The sequence below is a fragment of the Pseudomonas sp. 58(2021) genome (assembly GCF_017491585.1).
Taxonomy (GTDB): Bacteria; Pseudomonadota; Gammaproteobacteria; order Pseudomonadales; family Pseudomonadaceae; genus Aquipseudomonas; species Aquipseudomonas fluorescens_BT.
The window spans coordinates 197288-220357 of the sequence record NZ_JAFGYZ010000005.1; the positions used below are offsets into that span (position 1 = coordinate 197288).

The following is a 23070-nucleotide window of genomic DNA, read 5'->3' on the forward strand; positions in this document are numbered from 1 at the left end:
TCAGGACATGACTACTGACTCAACGAACTCGCCGAGCATTTCTTCAGCCTCGGACAGGAAAGTTTCATCCCGCGGGATCTGGAAATGCCCGCAGTCCAGCCATTCGCCACCCATGCCCGGCTGTTCGAGTTGCGCCGCCAGTTCGACCGCCTCCTCTTCCCGGCCCAGTGTCCACCAGCAAACCGGGTGCACCGCCAGCGGCGGACAGCGGTCGAGCTGCAGCGACAGCTGCTTGAGCCGGCGCGCCACGCTGAACACATGGGCCAGCTCATCGGCCCCCAGCGCGACGTAGGTCGAAGCCCCACTTTCGGCGCCCATGGCGGCGTTGAACACTGCGCGCAGGTTCTGCGTAGTTTCCTCGCCGTCGATGGCCACGTTCGCGGCGTCCGGCAAAGTGACCCGCAGGAAGTCACGCAGATCGGCTCGCCAGTCATCCACGGCCCCGGCATTGATGGCCGCCGATGCCACGAAGCTGTCCACCAGACCGACGAACTTCACTGGCTGCCCTTCCCGCTCAAGCTGCGCCGCCATCAGCATCGCCAGCGTACCGCCGAGCGACCAGCCCAACAGGTGATACGGCCCCTGCGGCTGTTTCTCGCGGATCTGCGCCACGTAATCACTCGCCATGCTTTGCAGCGACGTATCGCTGAAGGCCGGGTCGAGCAACATCCGCGACTGGATCGCCAACACCTGGCGCTGACCACTCAAGCGACGGGCCAGCGGCTCGTAGTCGAACACCGTGCCGAAACCGGCATGGATGCAGAACAACGGCGCCCGGCCCTTGACCTCGGCGTTCATTGCCAGCAGGCCGGAGGCCTTCTCGGCAGCCCCCTGAACACTGGCCACCAGTTCGGCGATGCTCGGTTTCTGCATCAGGTCGCGCAGTTTCAGGCTCAGGCCCTGGGACTTGAGCCCACGGCTGCGGGCGACCACCTGCAGGCTGAGGATCGAGTCGCCGCCCAGTTCGAAGAAGTTGTCGGTCAAGCCGACGCGTTCGATCTTCAACACCTCCTGCCAGATCTTCGCCAGGGCTTTTTCCAGTTCGGTGCGCGGGGCCACGTAATCCTGACGCTGTTCGGCGTCCGGATCCGGCAAGGCCTTGCGGTCGAGTTTGCCGTTCGGCGTCAGCGGCATGCGCTCGAGCAACATCAGGTGCGCAGGCACCATGTAGTCCGGCAGGCTGGCCTTGAGCTGTTCGCGCAAGCGTTCGCACAGACCGTCCACCGACGCATCGGCACCGGCCAACACATAGCCGAGCAGTTGTTTGCCGCTGACGCCTTCGCGAGCGACCACGGCTGCATCGCGCACGCCCGGTTGTTGCTTGAGGCGTGCTTCGACTTCGCCCAGCTCGATTCGGAAACCGCGGATCTTCACCTGATGGTCGATCCGGCCGAGGTAGTCGACCGTGCCATCGGCGCGCTGGCGCACCAGGTCACCGGTGCGATACAGACGGCTGCCATCGGCGCTGAACGGGTTCGCCACGAAGCGCTCGGCGGTGCCGCCGGCGCGTCCCAGATAACCACGGGCCAGCGCGCCACCGAGGTACAACTCGCCGGCAATGCCGACCGGCAGACGGTTGAGATCGCTGTCGAGCACGTAACCGCAACGCTCGCCGACCACGCTGCCGATCGGCGCGTAGGCAGCGCCGCAGACATCCTCGGCACCGGCCTTCCAGATCAGCGGCGTGACCACGGTTTCGGTCGGGCCGTAGCCGTTGATGATGTAGCGCGGCTTGAGCGCACGCTTGGCCAGTTCGAAACTCGCCACCGGCACCGCATCGCCACCGAAGCAGTAGATCCGCACCGGCGGTGGGTTGCCGTGTTGCTCGGCGTGTTCGGCCAGTTGTTGCAGGTACACCGGCGGGAATGCCGCCACGGTCACGCCGTGCTGATGCATGGCGTTGCAGGTCTGCTCGGCCGTCCACAGGCTGTCGTCACGGATCAGCAAGCGCGCGCCGTGGGTCAGGGTGGTCAGCCAGCGCTCGTGGGCGCCGTCGAACGCGAACGACATGAAGTGCAATTCGCAATCAGCCGCGCTCATTTCATAACGCTGACCGATCGCCTCGCAGTGCATCGCCAGCGGCCCGTGAGCCACGCCGACGCCTTTGGGCAGGCCGGTGGAGCCGGAGGTGTAGATCACGTAAGCGAGGTTGCCCGGTTCGACAGAAACCTGTGGCGCAGTATCCGGCTGTGGGCTCAGGTCCAGTTGATCCAGCTCCAGCACATGCAGGTTGTCCTGGGCTGGCATCACCTGACGCAGGCTCGAATCGCTGAGCAGCAGCGCGATACCGGAATCGCGCATCAGATAACTCAAACGCTCGCGAGGATAGGTCGCGTCCAGCGGCACGTAGGCACCGCCGGCCTTGAGCACCGCCAGCAGCGCGACAATCATGTTCTCGCTGCGCGGCAACGCCACGCCGACCCGCACTTCCGGCCCGACGCCCTCGGCGATCAGCGCATGGGCCAGACGATTGGCCCGAGCCTCGATCTGGCCGTAGCTGAACGCCTGATCATTGAAAACCACGGCAGTCTGCTCGCTGCGCTGCGCGGCCCACTGAGCGATGCGCTGATGCACCGCCACCGCTGGCGGCCGCACGGCAACCGCCGTCGAATCCGCGACATTCGCAGTCGGCAGACCGATGCGGCCCAGCGGTTGCGCAGCGTCCTCGGTGAGTGCGGTCAGCAGCCCTTCCATATTGCTGCGGATGCCTTCGACGGTCGCCCGGTCGAAATGCTCGCGCAGGAACATGTACTCGATCACCAGGCCATCTTCGAGCGTGACCATCAGGTCCATCGGGAAGTTGGTCAGGCCGGCGCTGGCGCTCTCGCCAAACTTCAGCGAGTCGTCGCGCCACTCGCGCAACGCCTGATCGATCGGGTGGTTCTCGAACACGATGATGCTGTCGAACAGCGACTGCCCGGTCCGTCCGGCCCAGCGCTGAACGTCGGACAGCGGCGTGTATTCGCGCTCGCGCATTTCCAGGTTGAAGTCCTGCAAGTCGCGCAGCCACTGGCCGACCGCCTGTTCGGCCGGCACGTCCTTGATCACCGGCAAGGTGTTGATGAACAGACCGAGGATCGACTCCGACGCCGGCAGACTTGCCGGACGCCCCGCCACCGTGGCGCCGAACGCCACGCAGCGCTGGCCGCTGTAACGGCTCAGCAGCATCAGCCACGCCCCCTGCACCAGCGTGTTGAGGGTGATCTGCTGGGACTGGGCGAAGGCTTTGAGCTGTTCGGTGCGGGTTTCGCCCAGACGGCTGTACAGCGCTTCGTGACCGCGACCTTCGCCGGTGCGCGCCACGGCGTCGGCAAGATAAGTCGGCTCGTCGAGCAGGCTCAAATGTTCACGCCAGAAACCTTCGCTGGCATTGGCATCCTGCTGTTGCAGCCAGTTGATGTAGCGACGGTACGGCACCGCTTCGGCGAGTGGCTGGCCGGAATACTGGCTCAGCACTTCGCCGATCAGCTGCGAACTGCTCCAGCCGTCGATCAGGATGTGGTGATAGGTCCAGATCAGCTGATAGCTGCCCTCGCCCACTTGCACCAGCGTCAGGCGTTGCAGCGGCGGACGGTCGAGGTCGAAACCCTTGGCCCGTTCACTGGCGGCCAGTGCCTGCAAGGCTTGTTCCGAGTGATCCTGATCGCGCCAGTCGAGCAGGCTCACCGGCAGTTGCGGATCGGCAAGCACGAATTGCAGCGGCTCGGCCATGTCCTGCCAGAGGAAACCGGTGCGCAGAATGTCGTGACGGCGGCTCACCGCTTCCCACGCCGCCTTGAAGCGCGCCGGCTCCAGGCCCTGCACCGGAATGCTCACCTGGTTGATGTAGAGGTCGGCCTCCGGCGAGTTCAGGCCGAGGAACAGCATGCCCTGCTGCATCGGCGACAAGCGGTACAACCCGTCCAGTTGCCCTTCCGGCAGTGGCAGCTCGGCAATCTGCGCCTCGCTCAGACCGTGCAACGGCATGTCGACCAAAACGGCCACCGGCGCCTGAGTGCCTTCGGTGGCTTGGGCACGCGCGGCCAGTTGCTGGATGGTCGGCTGCTGGAACAGGTCTTTCGGGCTCAGCTCGATGCCTTGTTGACGGGCGCGGCTGACCACCTGAATCGAGATGATCGAATCGCCGCCCAACGCAAAGAAACTGTCGGTGGTGCTGATCCGCTCAAGGCCCAGCACGTCTTTCCAGATGTCCACCAGCGTCTGTTCGATGGCACTGGCCGGTTCGACGTGTTGCTGCGCAGCCGAGAACGCCAGCGCCGGCAAACGCTTGCGGTCGAGTTTGCCGTTGGGGCTCAGCGGCATCTGCGCCAGCCACACCCGGTGCGCCGGCACCATATAGTCCGGCAGACTCGCGCCCAGCCAGGTCGACAGGCTGTCGTGCAATTCGTTTCGCGCGGCATCGGTGGCGTCGACAGTCGCCGGATCGCTCGGCACCAGGTACGCCACCAGTTGCTGGCTGCCCAGCACATCACGGGCAACCACCACCGCTTCCCGCACGGCAGCGTGCTCCATCAGCCGCGCTTCGATTTCACCCAGCTCGATCCGCAGACCGCGCAGTTTGACCTGATGGTCGATGCGCCCGACGTACTCGATCACGCCGTCGGCGCGGTAGCGTGCCAGGTCACCGGTGCGGTACATCCGCTCGCCGGCCGCGAACGGGTTGGCGACAAAACGCTCGGCGCTCAGCCCCGGACGACGGTGATAACCACGGGCCAGACCGATGCCACCGAGGTACAGCTCGCCGGCCACCCCCACCGGCAGCGGATTGAGGCCGCTGTCGAGAATGAAGGTCGACAGGTTGGCAATCGGCTGACCGATCGGCACGCCATCGCGGCCTTCGTCGCAGCAGGTCCAGTGGGTCACGTCGATGGCCGCTTCGGTCGGGCCGTACAGGTTGAACAGACCGGCCTGCGGCAGTCTGGCGAACACCTGCACCTGCGCATCCACCGGCAGCGCTTCACCGCTGCAGACAATGCGTTTCAGACCGACGCAGCTCGCCACATTGGCGTCCTGCAGGAAGGCCTGCAGCATCGACGGCACAAAGTGCAGCGTGGTGACACGTTCGGCGTTGATCAGCGCGATCAGTTTCGCCGGATCGCGGTGGTCGCCCGGTGCCGCGACGACCAGCCTGGCGCCGGTCATCAGCGGCCAGAAGAACTCCCACACCGACACGTCGAAGCTGAACGGGGTTTTCTGCAACACGGTGTCACTGGCGTCCAGACCATAGGCCTGCTGCATCCACATCAGGCGGTTGGTCAGGGCGCGATGGGCGTTGCCCGCGCCTTTCGGCAGACCGGTGGAACCGGAGGTGTAGATCACATACGCCAGGTTGCTGGCGTCGTATTCGACCTGCGGATTGTGCGTCGGCCACTCGGCGAAGTCCGCACCGGACGGCTCCAGGCACAGGGTCTGTACGCCGTCGGGAATCGGCAGGCTGGCCAGCAGGTGCGGCTGGGTCAGCAACTGGCCGATGCCGCTGTCGGCGATCATGTAGCTCAGGCGATCACGCGGGTACTCCGGGTCCAACGGCACATAGGCGCCGCCGGCCTTGAGAATCGCCAGCAGGCCGATGACCATTTCCAGGCTGCGCTCGACCGCAATTCCGACCAGCCCATCCGGGCCGACGCCACGGGCGATCAAGCCATGGGCCAACTGGTTGGCGCGGGCGTTGAGCTGCGCGTAGCTCAGCGTCTGACCGGCGAACACCAGCGCCGGCGCGTCCGGGGTGCGCAGGGCCTGGGCTTCGATCAGCGTGTGCACACCCTGCTCCAGCGGATAGTCGATGCCGGTGGCGTTCCACTGCTCGACCATCAAGCGGCGGTCGGCGGTGTCGAGCAAGTCCAGCGCGCCGAGCATGGCATCGCTCGACTGCACCATTTGCTGCAACAGGTTGTGCAGTTGCGCACTCAATTGCTCGATCACCGAATCGGTGAACTGCCCGCGCTGGTAGCTGTAGTGCAGCGACAGTTCATCGCTGACGTTCACCGCCAGGGTCAGCGGGTAGTTGGTCTGCTCGTGGTTGTTGACCTCGCCAAAGCGCAACGCCTGTGGCGCGCCCTCTTCCAGGGCCTGGGACACGGGATAGTTCTCGAACACCAGAATGTTGTCGAACAGCGCTTCACCGCTCTGCCCGGCCCAGCGCTGGATGTCGAACAGCGGCGTGTGTTCGTGTTCACGCAGGCCGATGTTCTGCGCCTGCACGTTCTGCAACCACTGGCCGACGCTGTAGTCCGAACGCGGGCTGGCGATCACCGGCAAGGTGTTGATGAACAGGCCGATCTGCTGCTCGACGCCCTTGAGCTCGGCCGGACGACCGGCCACGGTGGCGCCGAACGCCACGCTTTCCTGACCGGTCAGGCGCTGCACCAGCAGCAGCCATGCAGCCTGGATCAGGGTGTTGAGCGTGACCTTCTGCTGGCGAGCGAATTCGCCCAGACGCCGGGTCTGTTCGGCGTCGATGAACACGTAACGCTCGCCGTGACCTGCACGGGACTCGTCGCTGCGCTGGGCCTGAATCGCCTGGGCCAGACGGGTCGGCTCCTGCAGGTTGGCCAGTTGCGCGGTCCAGTAGTGTTCGCTGACCTTGACGTCCTGGCGTTGCAGCCATTCGATGTAGTCGCGATAACGCCCGGCCAGTGCCGGCAGGGTTTCCCCGGCATAGCGCTGGAGGACTTCGCCGAGCAACTGCGAATTGCTCCAGCCGTCCATCAGGATGTGGTGGTTGGTGTAGATCAGGTGGCAGCGCTGATCGTCCAGACGCACCACGACCATGCGCAGCAGCGGGCCGTGGCTCAGGTCGAAACCTTGCGCCTGCTCGCTGGCGGCCAACTGATCCAGGGCTGCCGGATCGGCATTACGGTCACGCCAATCGAGCACGCTGAACGGCATCTCCAGCTGCTTGTGCACCACTTGCACCGGACGCGCCACCCGGCCTTGCCAGACGAAGCTGGTGCGCAGGATGTCGTGGCTGTCCACCGCGGCCTGCCAGGCCTGCTGGAAGCGCTGCGGGTCGAGGCCTTCGACGTCCAGGCGAACCTGGTTGATGTAGTCGCCGGACGTCTGCTCGTACAGGCTGTGGAACAGCATGCCCTGCTGCATCGCCGACAGCGGATAGATGTCGGCAATCTGCGAGGCCGGCAGCGGCAGACTGTCGAGCTGTGCCTGGGTCAGGCCGGCCAGCGGGAAGTCCGACGGGGTCAGGCCTTCCACGCTCGGGGTCAGGCAGTGGCCAATCAGCGCGGCGAGTTCATCGGCGTAATCGCGGGCCAGCGCCTCAATGGTGGCGCTGTCGAAGCGTTCTTCGCTGAAGGTCCAGCCGACACTCAGTTCACCGCCGTAGACCTGACCGTTGAGGGTCAGCCAGTTACCCAGCGGCGCATCCGGGCTTTGCTCCAGACCGGCATTGTCCGGCGCGGGGGCGAACAGCGCGCCGTCATCGGCTTCGAAACTGCCGTCGAACTGGCCGAGGTAGTTGAAGGTGATACGCGGGGTCGGCAACGCCTTCAAGCTGCGCTGCACATCGGCATCACCAAGGTGACGCAGCGCACCGAAACCGATGCCCTTGTTCGGGATCGAGCGCAGTTGCTCCTTGATCTGCTTGATCGACTCCCCCGCGCCTTCGGCCGGGGTCAGGCGCACCGGGAACAGGCTGGTGAACCAGCCCACGGTGCGGGTCAGGTCGACGCCGTCGAACAGCTCTTCACGACCGTGACCTTCCAGTTGAATCAGCGTCGACGGCTGCCCGCTCCAGCGCCCGATCACTCGGGCCAGCGCGGTCAGCAGCAGGTCGTTGACCTGGGTGCGATAGGCCGCCGGGGCTTCTTGCAACAGCTGCCGGGTCAGCTCCGCGCCGAGGCGGGTCTGCACGGTTTGCGCCCACCGGTTCTGCTGGCCGGCGTCGAGACGCTTGCACGGCAGATCGGTGCTGACACCGCTCAGGCAGGCCTGCCAGTACGCCCGTTCTTCCTGCAACGCCGGGCTGTTGGCGTAACGCTGCAAGTGTTCGCTCCAGTCCTTGAAGGCACTGGTCTTGGCCGGCAGGTCCAGGGTCTGACCGCTGTTGGCTTGTTGATACGCGGTTTGCAGGTCTTCCAGCAGAATCCGCCACGACACGCCGTCCACCGCCAGGTGATGGATCACCAGCAACAGGCGTTGCGTGCCGTCAGCCAGATTCGCCAGCACCGCACGCAGCAACGGGCCGTTCTGCAGGTCGAGGCTGCGCTGGGCGCGATTGCCCAAGGCTTCAAGATCCGCGATGTCGGCAATGTCTTCCTGCCAGAGCAGGTCTTGCGGCAACGCATCGACCGACAGGTGTTCGGCCTGCCAGACACTGCCCTGCTGGCTGAAACTCAGGCGCAAGGCATCGTGATGGATGACCAGCGCACGCACCGCTTGTTCGACCTTTTCGGCCGCCAGCGGCTGACGTGGCTTGAGCAGCACCGACTGGTTCCAATGATGACGCTCGGGGATGTCGTCCTCGAAGAACTGCTGCTGAATCGGCAACAGCAACGCCGGGCCGGTAACCGGTTGCTGATCGACGGTCGATTCGCTGTCACCCATCTGCGCAACCAGCGCCAGACGCTGGATTGTCTGGTGCTGGAACAGGTCTTTGGGGTTCAGACGGATGCCGGCCTGACGGGCGCGGCTGACCACTTGAATCGAGATGATCGAATCGCCGCCCAGCTCGAAGAAGTTGTCGGTCAGGCCCACGCGCTCCAGCTTCAACACGTCCTGCCAGATCTCGGCCAGACGCTGTTCCAGTTCGCTTTGCGGTGCTTGATAGGCCTGCTGCGCCTGACTCGCATCCGCAGACGGCAAGGCACTGCGGTTGAGTTTGCCGTTAGCGGTCAATGGCAGTTGCTCGAGCAGCAACAGGTGCGCCGGGATCATGTGATCCGGCAGGTTTTCCTTGAGCGCGGCCCGCACGTTGTCACGCCACTGGCCCTGTTCGGCAGCGTCGGAGGCGAGCAAGGCGGCCTCGCTCGGCACCAGGTACGCCACCAGTTGCTGACCGCTGAGGCCCGGCTGCGCCAGCACCACGGCCTGACGCACGGCTGCTTGTTCGAGCAACTGCGCTTCGATCTCGCCGAGTTCGATGCGGAAGCCGCGAATCTTCACTTGATGGTCGATCCGGCCGACGTATTCGATCACACCGTCGGCGCGATAACGCGCCAGGTCGCCGGTGCGGTACAGACGCCCGCCATCGGCGGCAAACGGATCGGGAATGAAGCGCAGCGTGGTCAAGTCAGGACGGTTCAGATACCCCCGGGCCAGACCGGCGCGGCCGACGTACAGCTCGCCGATGCAACCCTTGACCACCGGGTTCAGGTCGCCGTCGAGCAAATACCAGGACAAGTCCGGAATCGGCTCGCCGATCGGGCTGCTGGCATCGCGTTGCAAGTCAGCCAGGGAGATCGGCCGGTAGGTCACGTGGACCGTGGTTTCGGTGATGCCGTACATGTTGATCAGTTGCGGTACCCGATCGCCGAAGCGCTCGAACCATGGCCGCAGGCTCTTGACCTCCAGCGCCTCGCCGCCGAACACCACGTAGCGCAGGGACGGTTGCGCCGCCGCGTGTGCCGGGGCACACGCCACTTGCATCAGTTGCTTGAACGCCGACGGCGTCTGGTTGAGAACGGTGATGCCTTCACGGCACAGCAAGGTGTAGAAATCTTCCGGCGAACGGCTGGTCTCGTACGGCACCACCACCAGTTTGCCGCCGTACAGCAGCGCACCGAAAATCTCCCAGACCGAGAAGTCGAACGCGTAGGAATGGAACAGGCTCCAGACATCCTGCGGGCCGAAATCGAACCAGGCATCGGTGGCCTTGAACAGACGCAGCACGTTGTGATGGGCGAGCAAGGTGCCTTTCGGCTGGCCGGTGGAACCGGAGGTGTAGATCACGTAAGCCAGGTTGTCCGGGCTCATGCGCACCTGCGGGTTGCTGTCGCTGTAGCCTTCGAGGCCGTCGCCTTCCTGATCGAGCATCACGCTGCGCACCGAGTCCGGCACTGGCAGACGGCCGAGCAGATGACTCTGGGTCAGCAGCAGGCTGATGCCGCTGTCACCGATCATGTAGGCCAGACGATCTTCCGGATACGTCGGGTCGAGCGGCACATAAGCCCCGCCAGCCTTGAGAATCGCCAGCAGCCCGACGAGCATTTCCAGGCTGCGCTCCACCGCCAGACCGACGCGCACGTCCGGCCCGACACCGCTGGCAATCAGCTTGTGGGCCAACGGGTTGGCGCGGCTGTTGAGCTCGCCATAGCTCAGGGTCTGTTCGCAATAGGTCACGGCCACCGCTTGCGGCGCACGCTCGGCCTGAGCTTCGATCAGTTGATGCAGGCACGCCTCGCTCGGGAAATCGGCCACGGCCGGGTTCCATTGCAACAGCGTGGCCTGACGTTCGGCCGCCTCATGCAATGGCAGTTCGGCGATGCGCTGGGCACAATCGGCGACGATGCCGTGCAGCAGATTCGTCCAGTGCTGCGCGAGTCGCTCCATGGTCACTGCGTCGAACAGGTCCGTGGCGTAAGTCAGTTCAGCCCAGACGTTGTCCGCCGACTCGAAAGTGTCGAGGGTCAGGTCGAACTGCGCGGTATGCGACACCCAGCTCAGGCCTTCGATCTCGATCTTCGGCAGACGCGTCGCGCCCAGCGCCTGACGGGTCTGGCTCTGGTGGTTGTGCAGCACCTGGAACAGCGGACTGTGGCTCAGGCTGCGTTCCGGTTGCAGCGCATCAACCAGCTGCTCGAACGGCAGGTCCTGGTGGGCCTGGGCACCGAGCACGGTGTTCTTCACTTGCTGCAACAGGCTGCGGAATGTCTGCTGGCTGTCGAACTCGGCTTTCAGCACCTGGGTGTTGACGAAGAAGCCGATCAGGCCTTCGGTCTCGACCCGATTGCGGTTGGCCACCGGCACACCGACGCGAATGTCGGCCTGGCCGCTGTAGCGATGCAGAAGAGTCTGGAACGACGCCAGCAGCAGCGCGAACAGGGTGACGTTTTCCCGCTGTGCGACCTGCTTGAGGCCGGCGGCCAGTTCGGCGCTCAGCGGGATGTCCTGACGCGCGCCCCGGTAGCTTTGCTCCGGCGGACGCGGACGGTCGGTCGGCAGTTCCAGCAACGGCTGATCGCCGTCGCCCAGTTGCGCGGTCCAGTAACTCAGTTGACGTTCGCGCTCACCGGCGTCCATCCACTGGCGCTGCCACACCGCATAGTCGGCGTATTGCACCGGCAATCCCGGCAACTGCGCGGTCTTGCCTTCGCTGTGCGCGGCATACAACGCCACCAGCTCGTTGACCATGATCCCCATCGACCAGCCATCGGACACGATGTGGTGCAAGGTGATGATCAGCGCGTGGTCATCAGCCGCCAGACGCAGCAGTTTGACCCGCAGCAGCGGGCCTTTCTGCAAGTCGAACAGGTGCAGGGTTTCGGCAGCGACCAAGGCTTGCAACGCGGCATCATCCAGCTCGCCGTCGATGCTTTCGACCGCGATGTTCAGCGCTGCCTGAGCCTGGATCACTTGCAGGGTCTGGCCCTGCTCTTCGACAAAGCAGGTACGCAGGGATTCGTGGCGGGCAATCAGCGCATCGAAGCTGCGCTGCAACGCCGGCAGGTCCAGTTCACCGCGCAGGCGCAATGCGGCCGGCACATGGTAAGCGGTGCTGGTCGGTTCCAGCTGCCAGAGGAACCACTGACGCTCCTGAGCGTAGGACAGCGCCAGCGGTTGCTGACGCGGCAACGCAACAATCGGCGGCTCCTGCTGCGCCTGCTCGACGCCGAGGGCGGCGACGAAATCCACCAGCGTGCTGTGTTCGAACAGGGTGCGCAGCGGCACTTGCACGTTGAGCGCCTGACGCACCCGCGAAACGACCTGAGTCACCAGCAGCGAATGGCCGCCGAGTTCGAAGAAGTTGTCGCCCAGCCCCACCTGCTCCAGTTTCAACACGGTTTGCCAGATGTCGGCGACGGTGTGCTGGGTGGCGGTCTGCGGCGCGATGTAGGTCGATTGCAACTGGCTCGCGTCGGGGGCCGGCAAGGCCTTGCGGTCGACTTTGCCGTTGGGGGTCAGCGGCAGTTGCGTGAGAAACAGCAGGTGCGCCGGCACCATGTACTCCGGCAATTCAGCCTTGAGGCTGGTCTTGAGCGCAGCGCGCAACGCGGCTTCACCGTCGGCATCCAGTACCTCGCCGGACGTCGGCACCACGTAGCCCACCAGTTGCGGGCCGGTCGGGCCGTCCTGGGCGACCACTACCGTTTCGCGCACGCTGTCGAGCGCCAGCAGGCGCGCTTCGATTTCGCCCAGTTCGATGCGAAAACCCCGGATTTTCACCTGATGGTCGATCCGCCCGATGTATTCGATCACGCCTTCGGCGCGGTAACGGGTCAGGTCGCCGGTGCGATACAGACGCTCGCCAGTGGTCGAGAACGGGTCCGGCACAAAGCGTTCGGCGGTCAGCGCAGGACGCTGGAAATAACCCCGCGCCAGACCGTCGCCGCCGATCAGCAGCTCGCCCGGCGCGCCGAGCGGATTGAGTTCCAGATCACTGCCGAGAATGTACAGCGCGGTGTTGTCGATCGGTTTGCCGAGGAACGGACGGCTGTTGTCCACGCTCAACGGATGCAGCGCCGACCAGATCGTGGTTTCGGTCGGGCCGTAGAGGTTCCAGACCTTCGGCGAGCGCTCCAGCATGCGTTGCGCCAGCTCCTGAGGCAGCGCTTCACCGCCACACAGGAAAGTGCGGCCGTCGAGAATCCCGGCGTGTTCGTGGTCCAGCAGCATGCGCCAGGTCGAAGGCGTGGCTTGCAGCATGGTCACGCCGTGGCGGTCGATCAGTTCGAGCACCGCTTGCGGATCCTGATGCACGTCCTTGCCGGTCAGCACCACGGCGGCGCCGGCCAGCAGCGGGCCGTAGATTTCCAGGCCGAAAATGTCGAACGAGAAGGTGGTCAGCGACAGCATGCGATCCGCCGCAGCGATGCCCGGTTGCCCGACCATGCTCGCGACGAAGTTGCTCAGGGCTGCGTGGCGGACCATCACGCCCTTAGGCTTGCCGGTCGAGCCCGAGGTGTAAATCGTGTAGGCCAGATGCTCGCCGTTCACTGCCACGTCAGGCACGGTGGTCGGGTACGCCGCCAGCCAGTCCTGCGGCTGATCCAGCAACACCGTGGCAAGACCGGCCGGGATTGGAAGCAACGTCTGCAAGTGCGCTTGGGTCAACAGCAATTCGATGCCACTGTCCTCGATCATGTAGGCCAGGCGGTCTTGCGGATACGCCGGGTCCAGCGGTACATAAGCGCCGCCGGCCTTGAGGATCGCCAGCAGGCCGACGATCATTTCGACGCTGCGCTCGACCGCAATGCCGACCAGTCGATCCGGACCGACGTCCAGTTCGATCAGCTTGTGCGCGAGCTGGTTGGCGCGGGCGTTCAACTGACCGTAAGTCAGTTGGTCTTCGCCGATGATCAACGCGGTAGCCTCAGGCGTCTGCGCGGCTTGCAGGGCAATGCGTTGCTGCACACAGGGCGCCGGCGCGGCGTGATCGACCACGCGTTTCCAGTCCTGCAACAGCACTTGATGTTCGGTGGTTTCCAGCAGCGGCAGTTCGCCGACACGCTGATTCGGCGCGGCGACGATGCCGTGCAGCAGGTTCAGCCAATGGCGCGCCAGACGCTCGATGGTTTGCGGCTTGAACAGGTCGGTGGCGTAGGTCAGTTCCGCCGCCACGCCTTCGCTGGATTCGTAGGTGCCGAGGGTCAGGTCGAACTGCGCGGTGCGGCCCTCCCAGACGATGTCCTCGACACTCAGTTGCGGCAGTTGCACCTGGCTTTGACGCTGGGTCTGGTCGTTGACCGCCTGGTGGTTGTACATCACCTGGAACACCGGGCTGTGGCTCAGGCTGCGTTCCGGTTGCAGGGCTTCGATCAGTTGCTCGAACGGCAGGTCCTGATGGGCCTGGGCGGCCATCGCCGATTGTTTGACCTGGGCCAGCAATTGATTGAACGGCAGTTGTCCGTGGACGTCCGCGCTCAGCACCTGGGTGTTGACGAAGAAGCCGATCAGGCCTTCGGTTTCCACCCGGTTGCGGTTGGCGGTCGGCACGCCGACGCGGATCTGCGACTGGCCGCTGTAGCGGTGCAGCAACGCCTGAAACGACGCCAGCAGCACCATGAACAGACTCGCGCCTTCGCGCTGGGCCAGTTGCTTGAGGGCCTCGCCCAGTGCGGTCGGCAAGTTCAGATCGAGGCGCGCGCCACGGAAGCTTTGCACCGCCGGACGCGGGTGATCGATCGGCAATTCCAGCACCGGCTGTTCGCCGCCGAGGGTGTCGATCCAGTATTTCAGCTGCCGCTCACGCTCGCCGGCCTCCAGCCAGTGGCGCTGCCAGATCGCGTAGTCGGCGTATTGCACCTCCAGCGGCGGCAGGCTCAGGGACTGGCCGCCGGTGTCGGCGGCGTAATGTTTGATCAGCTCGCCGACCAGCACTTGCATCGACCAGCCATCGGAGATGATGTGGTGCTGGATCAGCGCCAGCACATGATCATCTTCGCCGACCTTGAGCAACGACACCCGCAACAACGGCCCCTGTTGCAGGTTGAACGGGCGTGCGGTTTCGTTTTCGACGAAAGCCTTGATCGCGGTGTCAGCGTCCTGACCGGGCGCCAGCGTCTCGACCGTGACGTTCAACGGCATCTGCCCGTGAACCTTCTGACAGAAGGTTTCACCCTGCTCGACGAACGTGGTGCGCAGGCTTTCATGGCGGGCGATCACCGCGTTGAAACTGCGCTCCAGCGCCGCGACATCCAGTCGGCCCTTCAACCGCAGGGCGCTGGGAATGTGGTACGCGGTGCTGTGCGGGTCCATCTGCCACAGGAACAACTGGCGTTCCTGGGCGTAGGACAGCGGGATCGCCTCGAAGCTTGAGCGAGTTTCCGGAATCGGCAGGTTCGCCGGCGAGACGCCCTCTTCGAGCATCTTTTCCAGGTAGAGCTTACGTTTGTCCAGCGGCAGAGTGATAAAGCGCTTGGCAATCCTCAAAGCAACACTCGTGTCCATCAGAACTCCTCCATATCGTCAAGCAGGGCTTCCAGCTTGTTCAGTTTCTGTTCGTTGATTGCCCCGCCTCCTGTATCGAGTCGAGCGACAAAGTCGCCGAGGACGGGGTGCTGGAATAGCAGTTGCGGCGTCAGCGCCAGGCCCAGTTCCAGGGCGATGCGCGACACGACATTGACCGCCAGCAGCGAGTGCCCGCCGAGTTCGAAGAAGTGATCGTTCAGACCGATGCGTTCCACGGTGAGCACTTGCTGCCAGATTGCCGCGACCTGCTGCTCAAGCTCCGATTGCGGCGCGACATACGCGGCCTGCATCTGGCTGGCATCCACCGCCGGCAGCGCCTTGCGGTCGAGCTTGCCGTTGGGGGTCAGGGGCAACTGCTCAAGGAACAGCAGGTGCGCGGGAATCATGTAGTCAGGTAACGAAGACTTGAGGCCAGTCTTTAGTCCGTCACGCAGTTGTCGCTGCGCTTGCCCGTCGTACACGTCCAGTTGTGGGGCGACCACGTAAGCCACCAGTTGTGCGCCGCCCTCGGCCTCGACGGCCAGCACGGCCGCCTCGCTGATGCCCGGTTGCGCCAGCAGGCGCGTTTCGATTTCGCCGAGTTCGATCCGGAAACCACGGATTTTCACCTGATGGTCGATCCGGCCCATGTACTCCAGCTCGCCGTCCTCGCGCTGACGAATCAGGTCGCCGGTGCGGTAGAGACGCTCGCCATTGCGGGCGAAAGGATTGGGCACAAACTTCTCGGCAGTCATCGCCGCTTTGCCCAGGTAGCCACGCGTGACGCCGGCGCCCGACAAGTACAACTCGGCCGACACCCCGTGCGGCACCGCTTGCAGATCGGCATCGAGCAAGTGGCTGGCGGAGTGATCCAGCGCCCGGCCGATCCGCGCCTGACCACCGGCGGTGCGGCGGGTCCAGGTCGAGTAAGTGGTGTCTTCCGACGGGCCATACAGGTCGTAGACGTGTTCAATGTTCGGCTGCTGATACAGCGCGTCCACCAGCCCTTGCTTGAGCGGCTCGCCCGCCAGGTTGATGATCCGCACGCCCGGCGGGATCTGCCCGGCGCGCTGCAACGCGTTGATCGCCGACGGCACGGTGTTGATCAGGCGCACCTGATCCCGCGCCGGCAGTTGCGGCAGTTCCAGCGCATTGCGGGCGATGATCAGCGAGCCGCCGTTGGCCAACGTCACAAACAGCTCCCACACCGACAGGTCGAAGCACACCGAGGTCGAGGCCAGCACGCCTTGAATGTCTTCGCGGCGGTAGACCTTGGCCGACCAGTCGATCAGCGCCATGACGTTGCAATGGGCAATCGCCACGCCTTTCGGCTTGCCGGTGGAACCGGAGGTGTAGATCACGTAGGCGAGGTTGTCCGGCGTCACCGCAGTTTGCGGTGCCTGAGCCGGATAGCCATCCAGCGCGATCCGATCCAGCAACAACACTTGCGTGTCGAACGGCACGCTCAGTGTTGCCGCCAGTTCTTGCTCAGTCAGCAGCACTCGCGCACGGCTGTCTTCGAGCATGTAGGCCACACGGTCGGCCGGGTAGTCCGGGTCCAGCGGTACGTAGGCGCCGCCGGCCTTGAGCACCGCCAGCAGTGCTACCAGCAACTGCTCGGAACGCGGCAACGCCACGCCCACCCGCACCTCCGGGCCGACGCCGAGTTCGATCAGTTTGTGCGCCAGGCGGTTGGCCCGGGCGTCCAGTTCGGCGTAGGTCAGCTGCGTGTCGGCGAAGGTCACGGCCAGCGCATCCGGGGTCGCGGCGACCTGAAGGGCGATGCTCTGATGGATGCACAGATCGGTGACGAAGTCGGTGGAAACCGGCACTGTCTCGATCAGACGCAATTGGCTGAGCGAGCGCTCACCCGCCTCGGTCATCTGCTCGAGCAAACGCTGCAAGTGCGCGCCCAGTTGCGCCACGCTGGCGTCGGCAAAACGGTCGCGCTGGTAGCTGAAGTGCACCGACAGCTCGGCGCCCAGATGCACCAGCAGGGTCAACGGATAGTTGGTCTGCTCGTGGTTGTCCACCGGGCCGAATCGCAGGCCCTGCGGCGCGCCTTGCGCCAGCGCTTCGGCGATCGGGTAGTTCTCGAACACCATCAGGCTGTCGAACAGCGCGTCACCGCCCTGCCCGGCCCAGCGCTGGATCTGCGCCAGCGGTGTGTGCTCGAACTCGCGCAGCGCCAGGTTCTGCGCCTGTACGCCTTGCAGCCAACTGGCCAGGCTCTGCTGCGCTTGTGGCGCGGCGATCACCGGCAAGGTGTTGATGAACAGACCGACCTGCTGCTCGGCCCCCGGCAGATCCGCCGGACGCCCGGCAACGGTGGCGCCGAACGCCACGCACGCCTTGCCGGTGTAGCGCTGCAACAGCAGCAGCCATGCGGCCTGCATCAGGGTGTTGACGGTGACTTTCGAGGCTCGGGCAAACTCGCCCAGACGCTGGGTCAGGCTGGCATCGAGCACCTGGAAATGATCGCCGTAACCGACGCTCGGCAGACCGGCACTCGGCCGCGCGATGGCATCGGCCAGACGCGTCGGCTCTTGCAGATTGCCCAGCGCCGCCAGCCAGTAGGCTTCGGCATTCGCGGCGTCCTGACGCTGCAGCCAGGCGATGTAATCGCGGTAACGCCCGGTCGGACGCGGCACCGCTGCGCCGCTGTAATGCTGCAACACTTCGCCGAGCAACTGCGCACTGCTCCAGCCGTCCATCAGGATGTGATGGTTGGTGTAGATCAGGTGATGACGATTTTCAGCGATGCGCACCAGCACCAGACGCAGCAACGGTGCGCAGCTCAGGTCGAGGCCTTGGGCACGTTCTTCATCGGCAAGTTTTTTCAGCGCGGCATCAACGTCGCTCTGACCGCTCCAGTCGAGTACCCGGAACGGCACTTCGAGCTGACGCTGCACCACTTGCACCGGCTGCTCCAGATCGCCCTGCCAGACAAAACCGGTGCGCAGGATGTCATGGGCATCCACCACCGCTTGCCACGCGGCGCGGAAACGCTGCGGGTCGACGCCATCGACGTCCAGACGCATCTGGTTGATGTAGTCGCCGTTGCCGTGTTCGAGCAAGGTATGGAACAGCATGCCCTGCTGCATCGGCGACAGCGGGTAGATGTCGTCGATGGCCTGAGGCTGCGGCGCCAACACGTCGAGCTGGGCCTGGGTCAGGGTCGCCAGCGGGAAGTCCGACGGGGTCACGCCACGGTTGGCGCTGTCGCAGCAATGGGCGATCAGTGCGGTCAGTTCCTGCAGGTAATCGTCGGCCAGACACTGGATGGTCGCCGGTTCGAACATCTCGCGGCTGAAGGTCCAGCTCAGGTCCAGCTCGCCGCTGAACACCTTGCCGTCGAGGGCCAGCGGGCTGCCCAGCGGGCCTTGCAGGTTGACTTCTTCACCACCGGATTCGCTGGTCGGCACGAACAGCGCTGCGTCGCCGGCCTCGAAACTGCCGTCGAACTGGCCCAGATAGTTGAAGGTCAGGCGCGGCGTCGGCAGCGCCTGCAGGGTGGCCCGGGCGTGGTCATCGCCCAAGTGCGCCAGCGCACCAAAACCGATGCCTTTGTTCGGAATAGCCCGCAGTTGCTCCTTGATCTGTTTCAGCGACGCGCCGAGGTCAGCGACCGGGGTCAGTTTTGCCGGGAACAGACTGGTGAACCAGCCCACGGTGCGGGTCAGGTCGACGTGATCGAACAGGTCTTCACGACCGTGCCCTTCCAGTTGCACCAGCACATTGTCGTCACCGGTCCAGCGCACCATCACCCGCGCCAGCGCGGTCAGCAGCAGGTCGTTGACCTGGGTGCGATAGGCCGCCGGGGCCTCTTGCAGCAGTTGGCGGGTCAGGGTTTTGTCCAGCGGCGTGCGGATCGACATGGCCTGGCAATGTTGCTGGCCACCCTGCGGGTTGTCGCACGGCAGAGTGTTCGATGCGCCTTGCAGATGCTGTTGCCAGAAGCCCAGCTCGGCTTGCAGCGGCGCGCTGCCGGCGTAGTCCTGCAACGCTTCGGTCCAGGCTTTCACCGCACTGGTCTTGGCCGGCAGCTGCACGGCCGCCCCCGACTGGATCTGCCGGTAAGCGCTTTGCAGGTCTTCGAACAGAATCCGCCACGACACGCCATCCACCACCAGGTGATGGACCACCAGCAACAGACGCTGGCTGCCATCGGCCAGGTTCGCCAGCACCGCACGGATCAGCGAACCGCCGCTCAGTTGCAGACTGCGCTGGGCCTGATTGCCCAGCACTTCAAGGGCCGCCAGATCGGCGACCTCGACTTGCCACAGCACGGTTTCGCCGGCCCGGGTTTCAACATCGCGGTACTGCGCCGTCCAGCCCTGCGGTTGCTCGGCAAAGTCCAGGCGCAGGCTGTCGTGATGCACGACCAGCGCATCCAGTGCCTGCTCCAGAACAGAAGCATCCAACAGCTGAGCGGCCTTGAGCATCACCGACTGGTTCCAGTGATGACGGTCGGGAATCGGCTGGGCGAAGAACCACTGATGAATCGGCAGCAACGCCGTTTCGCCGGTCACCGGTTGCTGATCGATCGGTTGCACCGGCTCGCCGGTCTGCACCACATTGGCCAGCGCCTGAATGGTCTGGTGCTGGAACAAATCTTTCGGGGTGAAGCGCAACCCGGCCTGACGGGCGCGACTGACCACCTGGATCGAGATGATCGAATCGCCGCCCAGCTCGAAGAAGTTGTCGGTCAGGCCGACGCGTTCCAGCTTCAGCACGTCCTGCCAGATCGTCGCCAGTTGCTGCTCCAGCGCGCTTTGCGGCGCCACGTAAGACTGCTGCAATTGGCTGACGTCAGGCTTGGGCAGGTTCTTGCGATCGAGTTTGCCGTTCGGCGTCAGCGGCATGCGCTCAAGGGTCAGCACGTAGGCCGGGACCATGTGCGCCGGCAAGCTGGCCTTGAGTTGCGCCCGCAGTTGCTCGGCGAAATCCGCCTGTTGCGAATCACCAACCACGTACGCCACCAGCCGTTTGCTGCCGGCGCTTTCCTGGGCCACGACCACCGCTTCGCGCACGCCGTCGAGGGCTTGCAGGCTGGCTTCGATTTCACCCAGTTCGATACGGAAACCACGGATCTTCACCTGGTTGTCGATGCGTTCCAGGTAGTCAAACGTGCCGTCGGCACGCTGGCGCACCAGATCGCCGGTGCGGTACAGCACGCCACCGCTTGCGCTGAACGGGTCCGCGACAAAGCGCTCGGCGGTCATCGCCGGACGATTCAGGTAACCACGGGCTACGCCGCTGCCACCGAGGTACAGCTCGCCGGCCATGCCTTGCGGCAGCAGGTTCAGATCGGCGTCGAGCACGTAGGCGCTGCGGTCGCCGATGCGACTGCCGATCGGCGCATACGCGGCGCCGCACGGCACATCGCGACCGGCCTTCCAGATCAGCGGCGTGACCACGGTTTCGGTCGGGCCGTAGCCGTTGATGATGTACTCCGGATTCAGCGCACGCTTGACCCGTTCGAAACTCGCATTCGGCACCGCATCACCGCCGAAGCAATAGATGCGCACCGGCGGCGGATTGCCCACGCGCTCGGCGTGTTCGGCCAGTTGTTGCAGGTACACCGGCGGGAACGCGACCACGGTCACGCCGTGCTCGATCATCGCGTTGTAGGTCTGCTCCGGTGTCCACAGGCTGTCGTCGCGGATCAGCAGCGAGCCGCCGTGGGTCAGGCTGGTCAGCCAGCGCTCATGGGCGCCGTCGAAGGCGAACGACATGAAGTGGAATTCGCAATCGCTGTCGCGCATTTCATAGCGCTCACCGATGGCCAGGCAGTGCATCGCCAGCGGCCCGTGGGTGACGCTGACGCCTTTCGGGTTGCCGGTGGAGCCGGAGGTGTAAATCACGTAGGCCAGGTTGTCCGGATCGATCGTCACCACCGGCGCCTGCGCCGAATGGCCGCTGAGGTCGAGGCGATCCAGTTCCAGCACACTCATGGCGTCGTCGATCGGCAGTTGCGCCGACACGCGGGAATCGCTCAGCAGCAGCGCCAGCCCGCAATCCTGCATCAGGTACGCCAGACGCTCGCGCGGGTAGCTGGTATCCAGCGGCACATAGGCGCCGCCGGCCTTGAGCACCGCCAGCAAGGCAACGATCAGGCCTTCGCCGCGCGGCATCGCCACGCCGACCCGCACTTCGGCGCGCACGCCACGGGCCACCAGTTCATGGGCCAGACGGTTGGCCCGGGCATCCAGTTCGCCGTAGCTGTAATGCTTGCCATCGAAAATGACCGCCGTGCGATCCGGTTGCTGCGCCGCCAATCGGGCGTAGCGCTGGTGCACGGCGATATCGGTCGGGTACGCCTGCGGATGATTTTGCGCCTGTTGCCGCGCATGTTCGTCAGCCGTGGCCAAAGCGATTTCACCAAGACGACGTTCGGCGGATTCGGCGAACTGTTCCAGCAGATGCAGCAACTGCGCGCTCAGGCGCTCGACCGTGGCGACGCTGAAATGCGCTTGGTCGAAGCTCATGTGCAGCGCCAGGGTTTCGCCCAGCGTCACGCCGAGGGTCAGCGGATAGTGGGTCTGATCCTGGTTGGCAACTTCGCCGAACACCACGCCCTGGGCGGTGCCGTGTTGCAGCGCTTCGGAAATCGGGAAGTTCTCGAACACCAGCAGCGTGTCGAACAGCGACTCGCCGCCCTGCCCGGCCCAGCGCTGAATGCTCGCCAGCGGTGTGTGTTCGAACTCGCGCAGCGACAGGTTCTGCGCCTGCACCGCCGCCAGCCACGCGGCTACGCTCTGGTCCGGACGACTGCCGGCAATCAGCGGCAAGGTGTTGATGAACAGGCCGACCTGCTGCTCGATGCCCACCAGTTCCGCCGGACGCCCGGCCACGGTGGTGCCGAACGCCACGCAGGCGCTGCCGGTGTAGCGCTGCAACAGCAGCAGCCACGCGGCTTGCACCAAGGTGTTGACGGTGACTTTCTGCTCCCGGGCAAACGCATTCAGACGACGGGTGCGCGACGCTTCAAGGTCGTAATGCTTGAGCAGATGACCGACCTCGCTGCGAACTTCGCCACCGCCGGCCGCAGCTTGCGCCAGCACGGTCGGCTCGTGGAAATCCGCCAGTTGTTGCAGCCAGAACGCTTCGCTGACCGCCGCGTCCTGACGTTGCAGCCACTGGATGTAATCCGAGTAACGGCTGACCGGACGCGGGGGTTGCTGGCCGGCATAACGCTGCAGGACTTCGCCGAGCATCTGCGCGCTGCTCCAGCCGTCCATCAGGATGTGATGGTTGGTGAAGATCAGGTGATGTCGGTTATCGCTGACGCGGATCAGGGTCACGCGCAGCAGCCCGGCCTGAGTCAGATCGAACCCTTCGGCCAGATCGGCGGCGGTGAAATCCTTGAGGGCCTGGGCGATGTCGCTGTGTTCACGCCAGTCGAGCAGCGTGTACGGCAGCGCCAGTTGGCGATGGATGATTTGCAGTTGCTCCTGCAATTCGCCCTGCCAGATGAAGCCGCTGCGCAGGATGTCGTGGGCGTCCATGGTCGCTTGCCACGCCGCGCGGAAACGCTCGGGATCAAGGCCATCGACATCGACGCACAACTGGTTGATGTAAGTACCGGCGCCCTGTTCGTACAAGGTGTGGAACAGCATGCCCTGCTGCATCGGCGACAGCGGATAGATGTCTTCGATGCCCGCGGCCGGCACCGGGATCGCGTCCAGTTGCGCCTGATCGATGTGCGCCAGCGGGAAGTCCGACGGCGTCACGCCCATCGAATCCGCGTCGCAGCAATGGCTGATCAAGGCTTGCAGTTCGCGCTCGTAATCCTCGGCGAGACGGGCGATGGTCACCTCGTTGAATTGCTCGCGGCTGAAGGTCCAGCGCAAGTCGAGTTCGCCGTCGTAGACCTGGCCTTCGACGCCCAGCCAGTTGTCCAGCGGCGCGTCGAGGCTTTGCTCCAGCCCGGCGCTTTCACCGGCCGGGCTGAACAGCGCACCGTCCTCGGCATCGAAGCTGCCGTCGAACTGGCCGAGGTAGTTG

At 64.8% G+C, this 23070-nt stretch carries 2 protein-coding genes (1 of these 2 running past the window's edge); both read right to left on the reverse strand.

Annotated features, from left to right (window positions below; genetic code table 11):
• On the reverse strand, nt 1-15060 hold the full coding sequence (locus tag J5M72_RS08060) for a non-ribosomal peptide synthase/polyketide synthase (protein WP_207865058.1): 15060 nt from the start codon (nt 15058-15060) through the stop codon (nt 1-3).
• Nucleotides 15060-23070: the 3' portion of a non-ribosomal peptide synthase/polyketide synthase gene (locus J5M72_RS08065; RefSeq protein WP_207865062.1), read on the reverse strand. It continues 4400 nt past the right edge of the window; the window shows 8011 of its 12411 coding nt (coding positions 4401-12411); the start codon falls outside the window, past its right edge; the stop codon is at nt 15060-15062. Before J5M72_RS08065 ends, J5M72_RS08060 begins: the two co-directional genes overlap by 1 nt.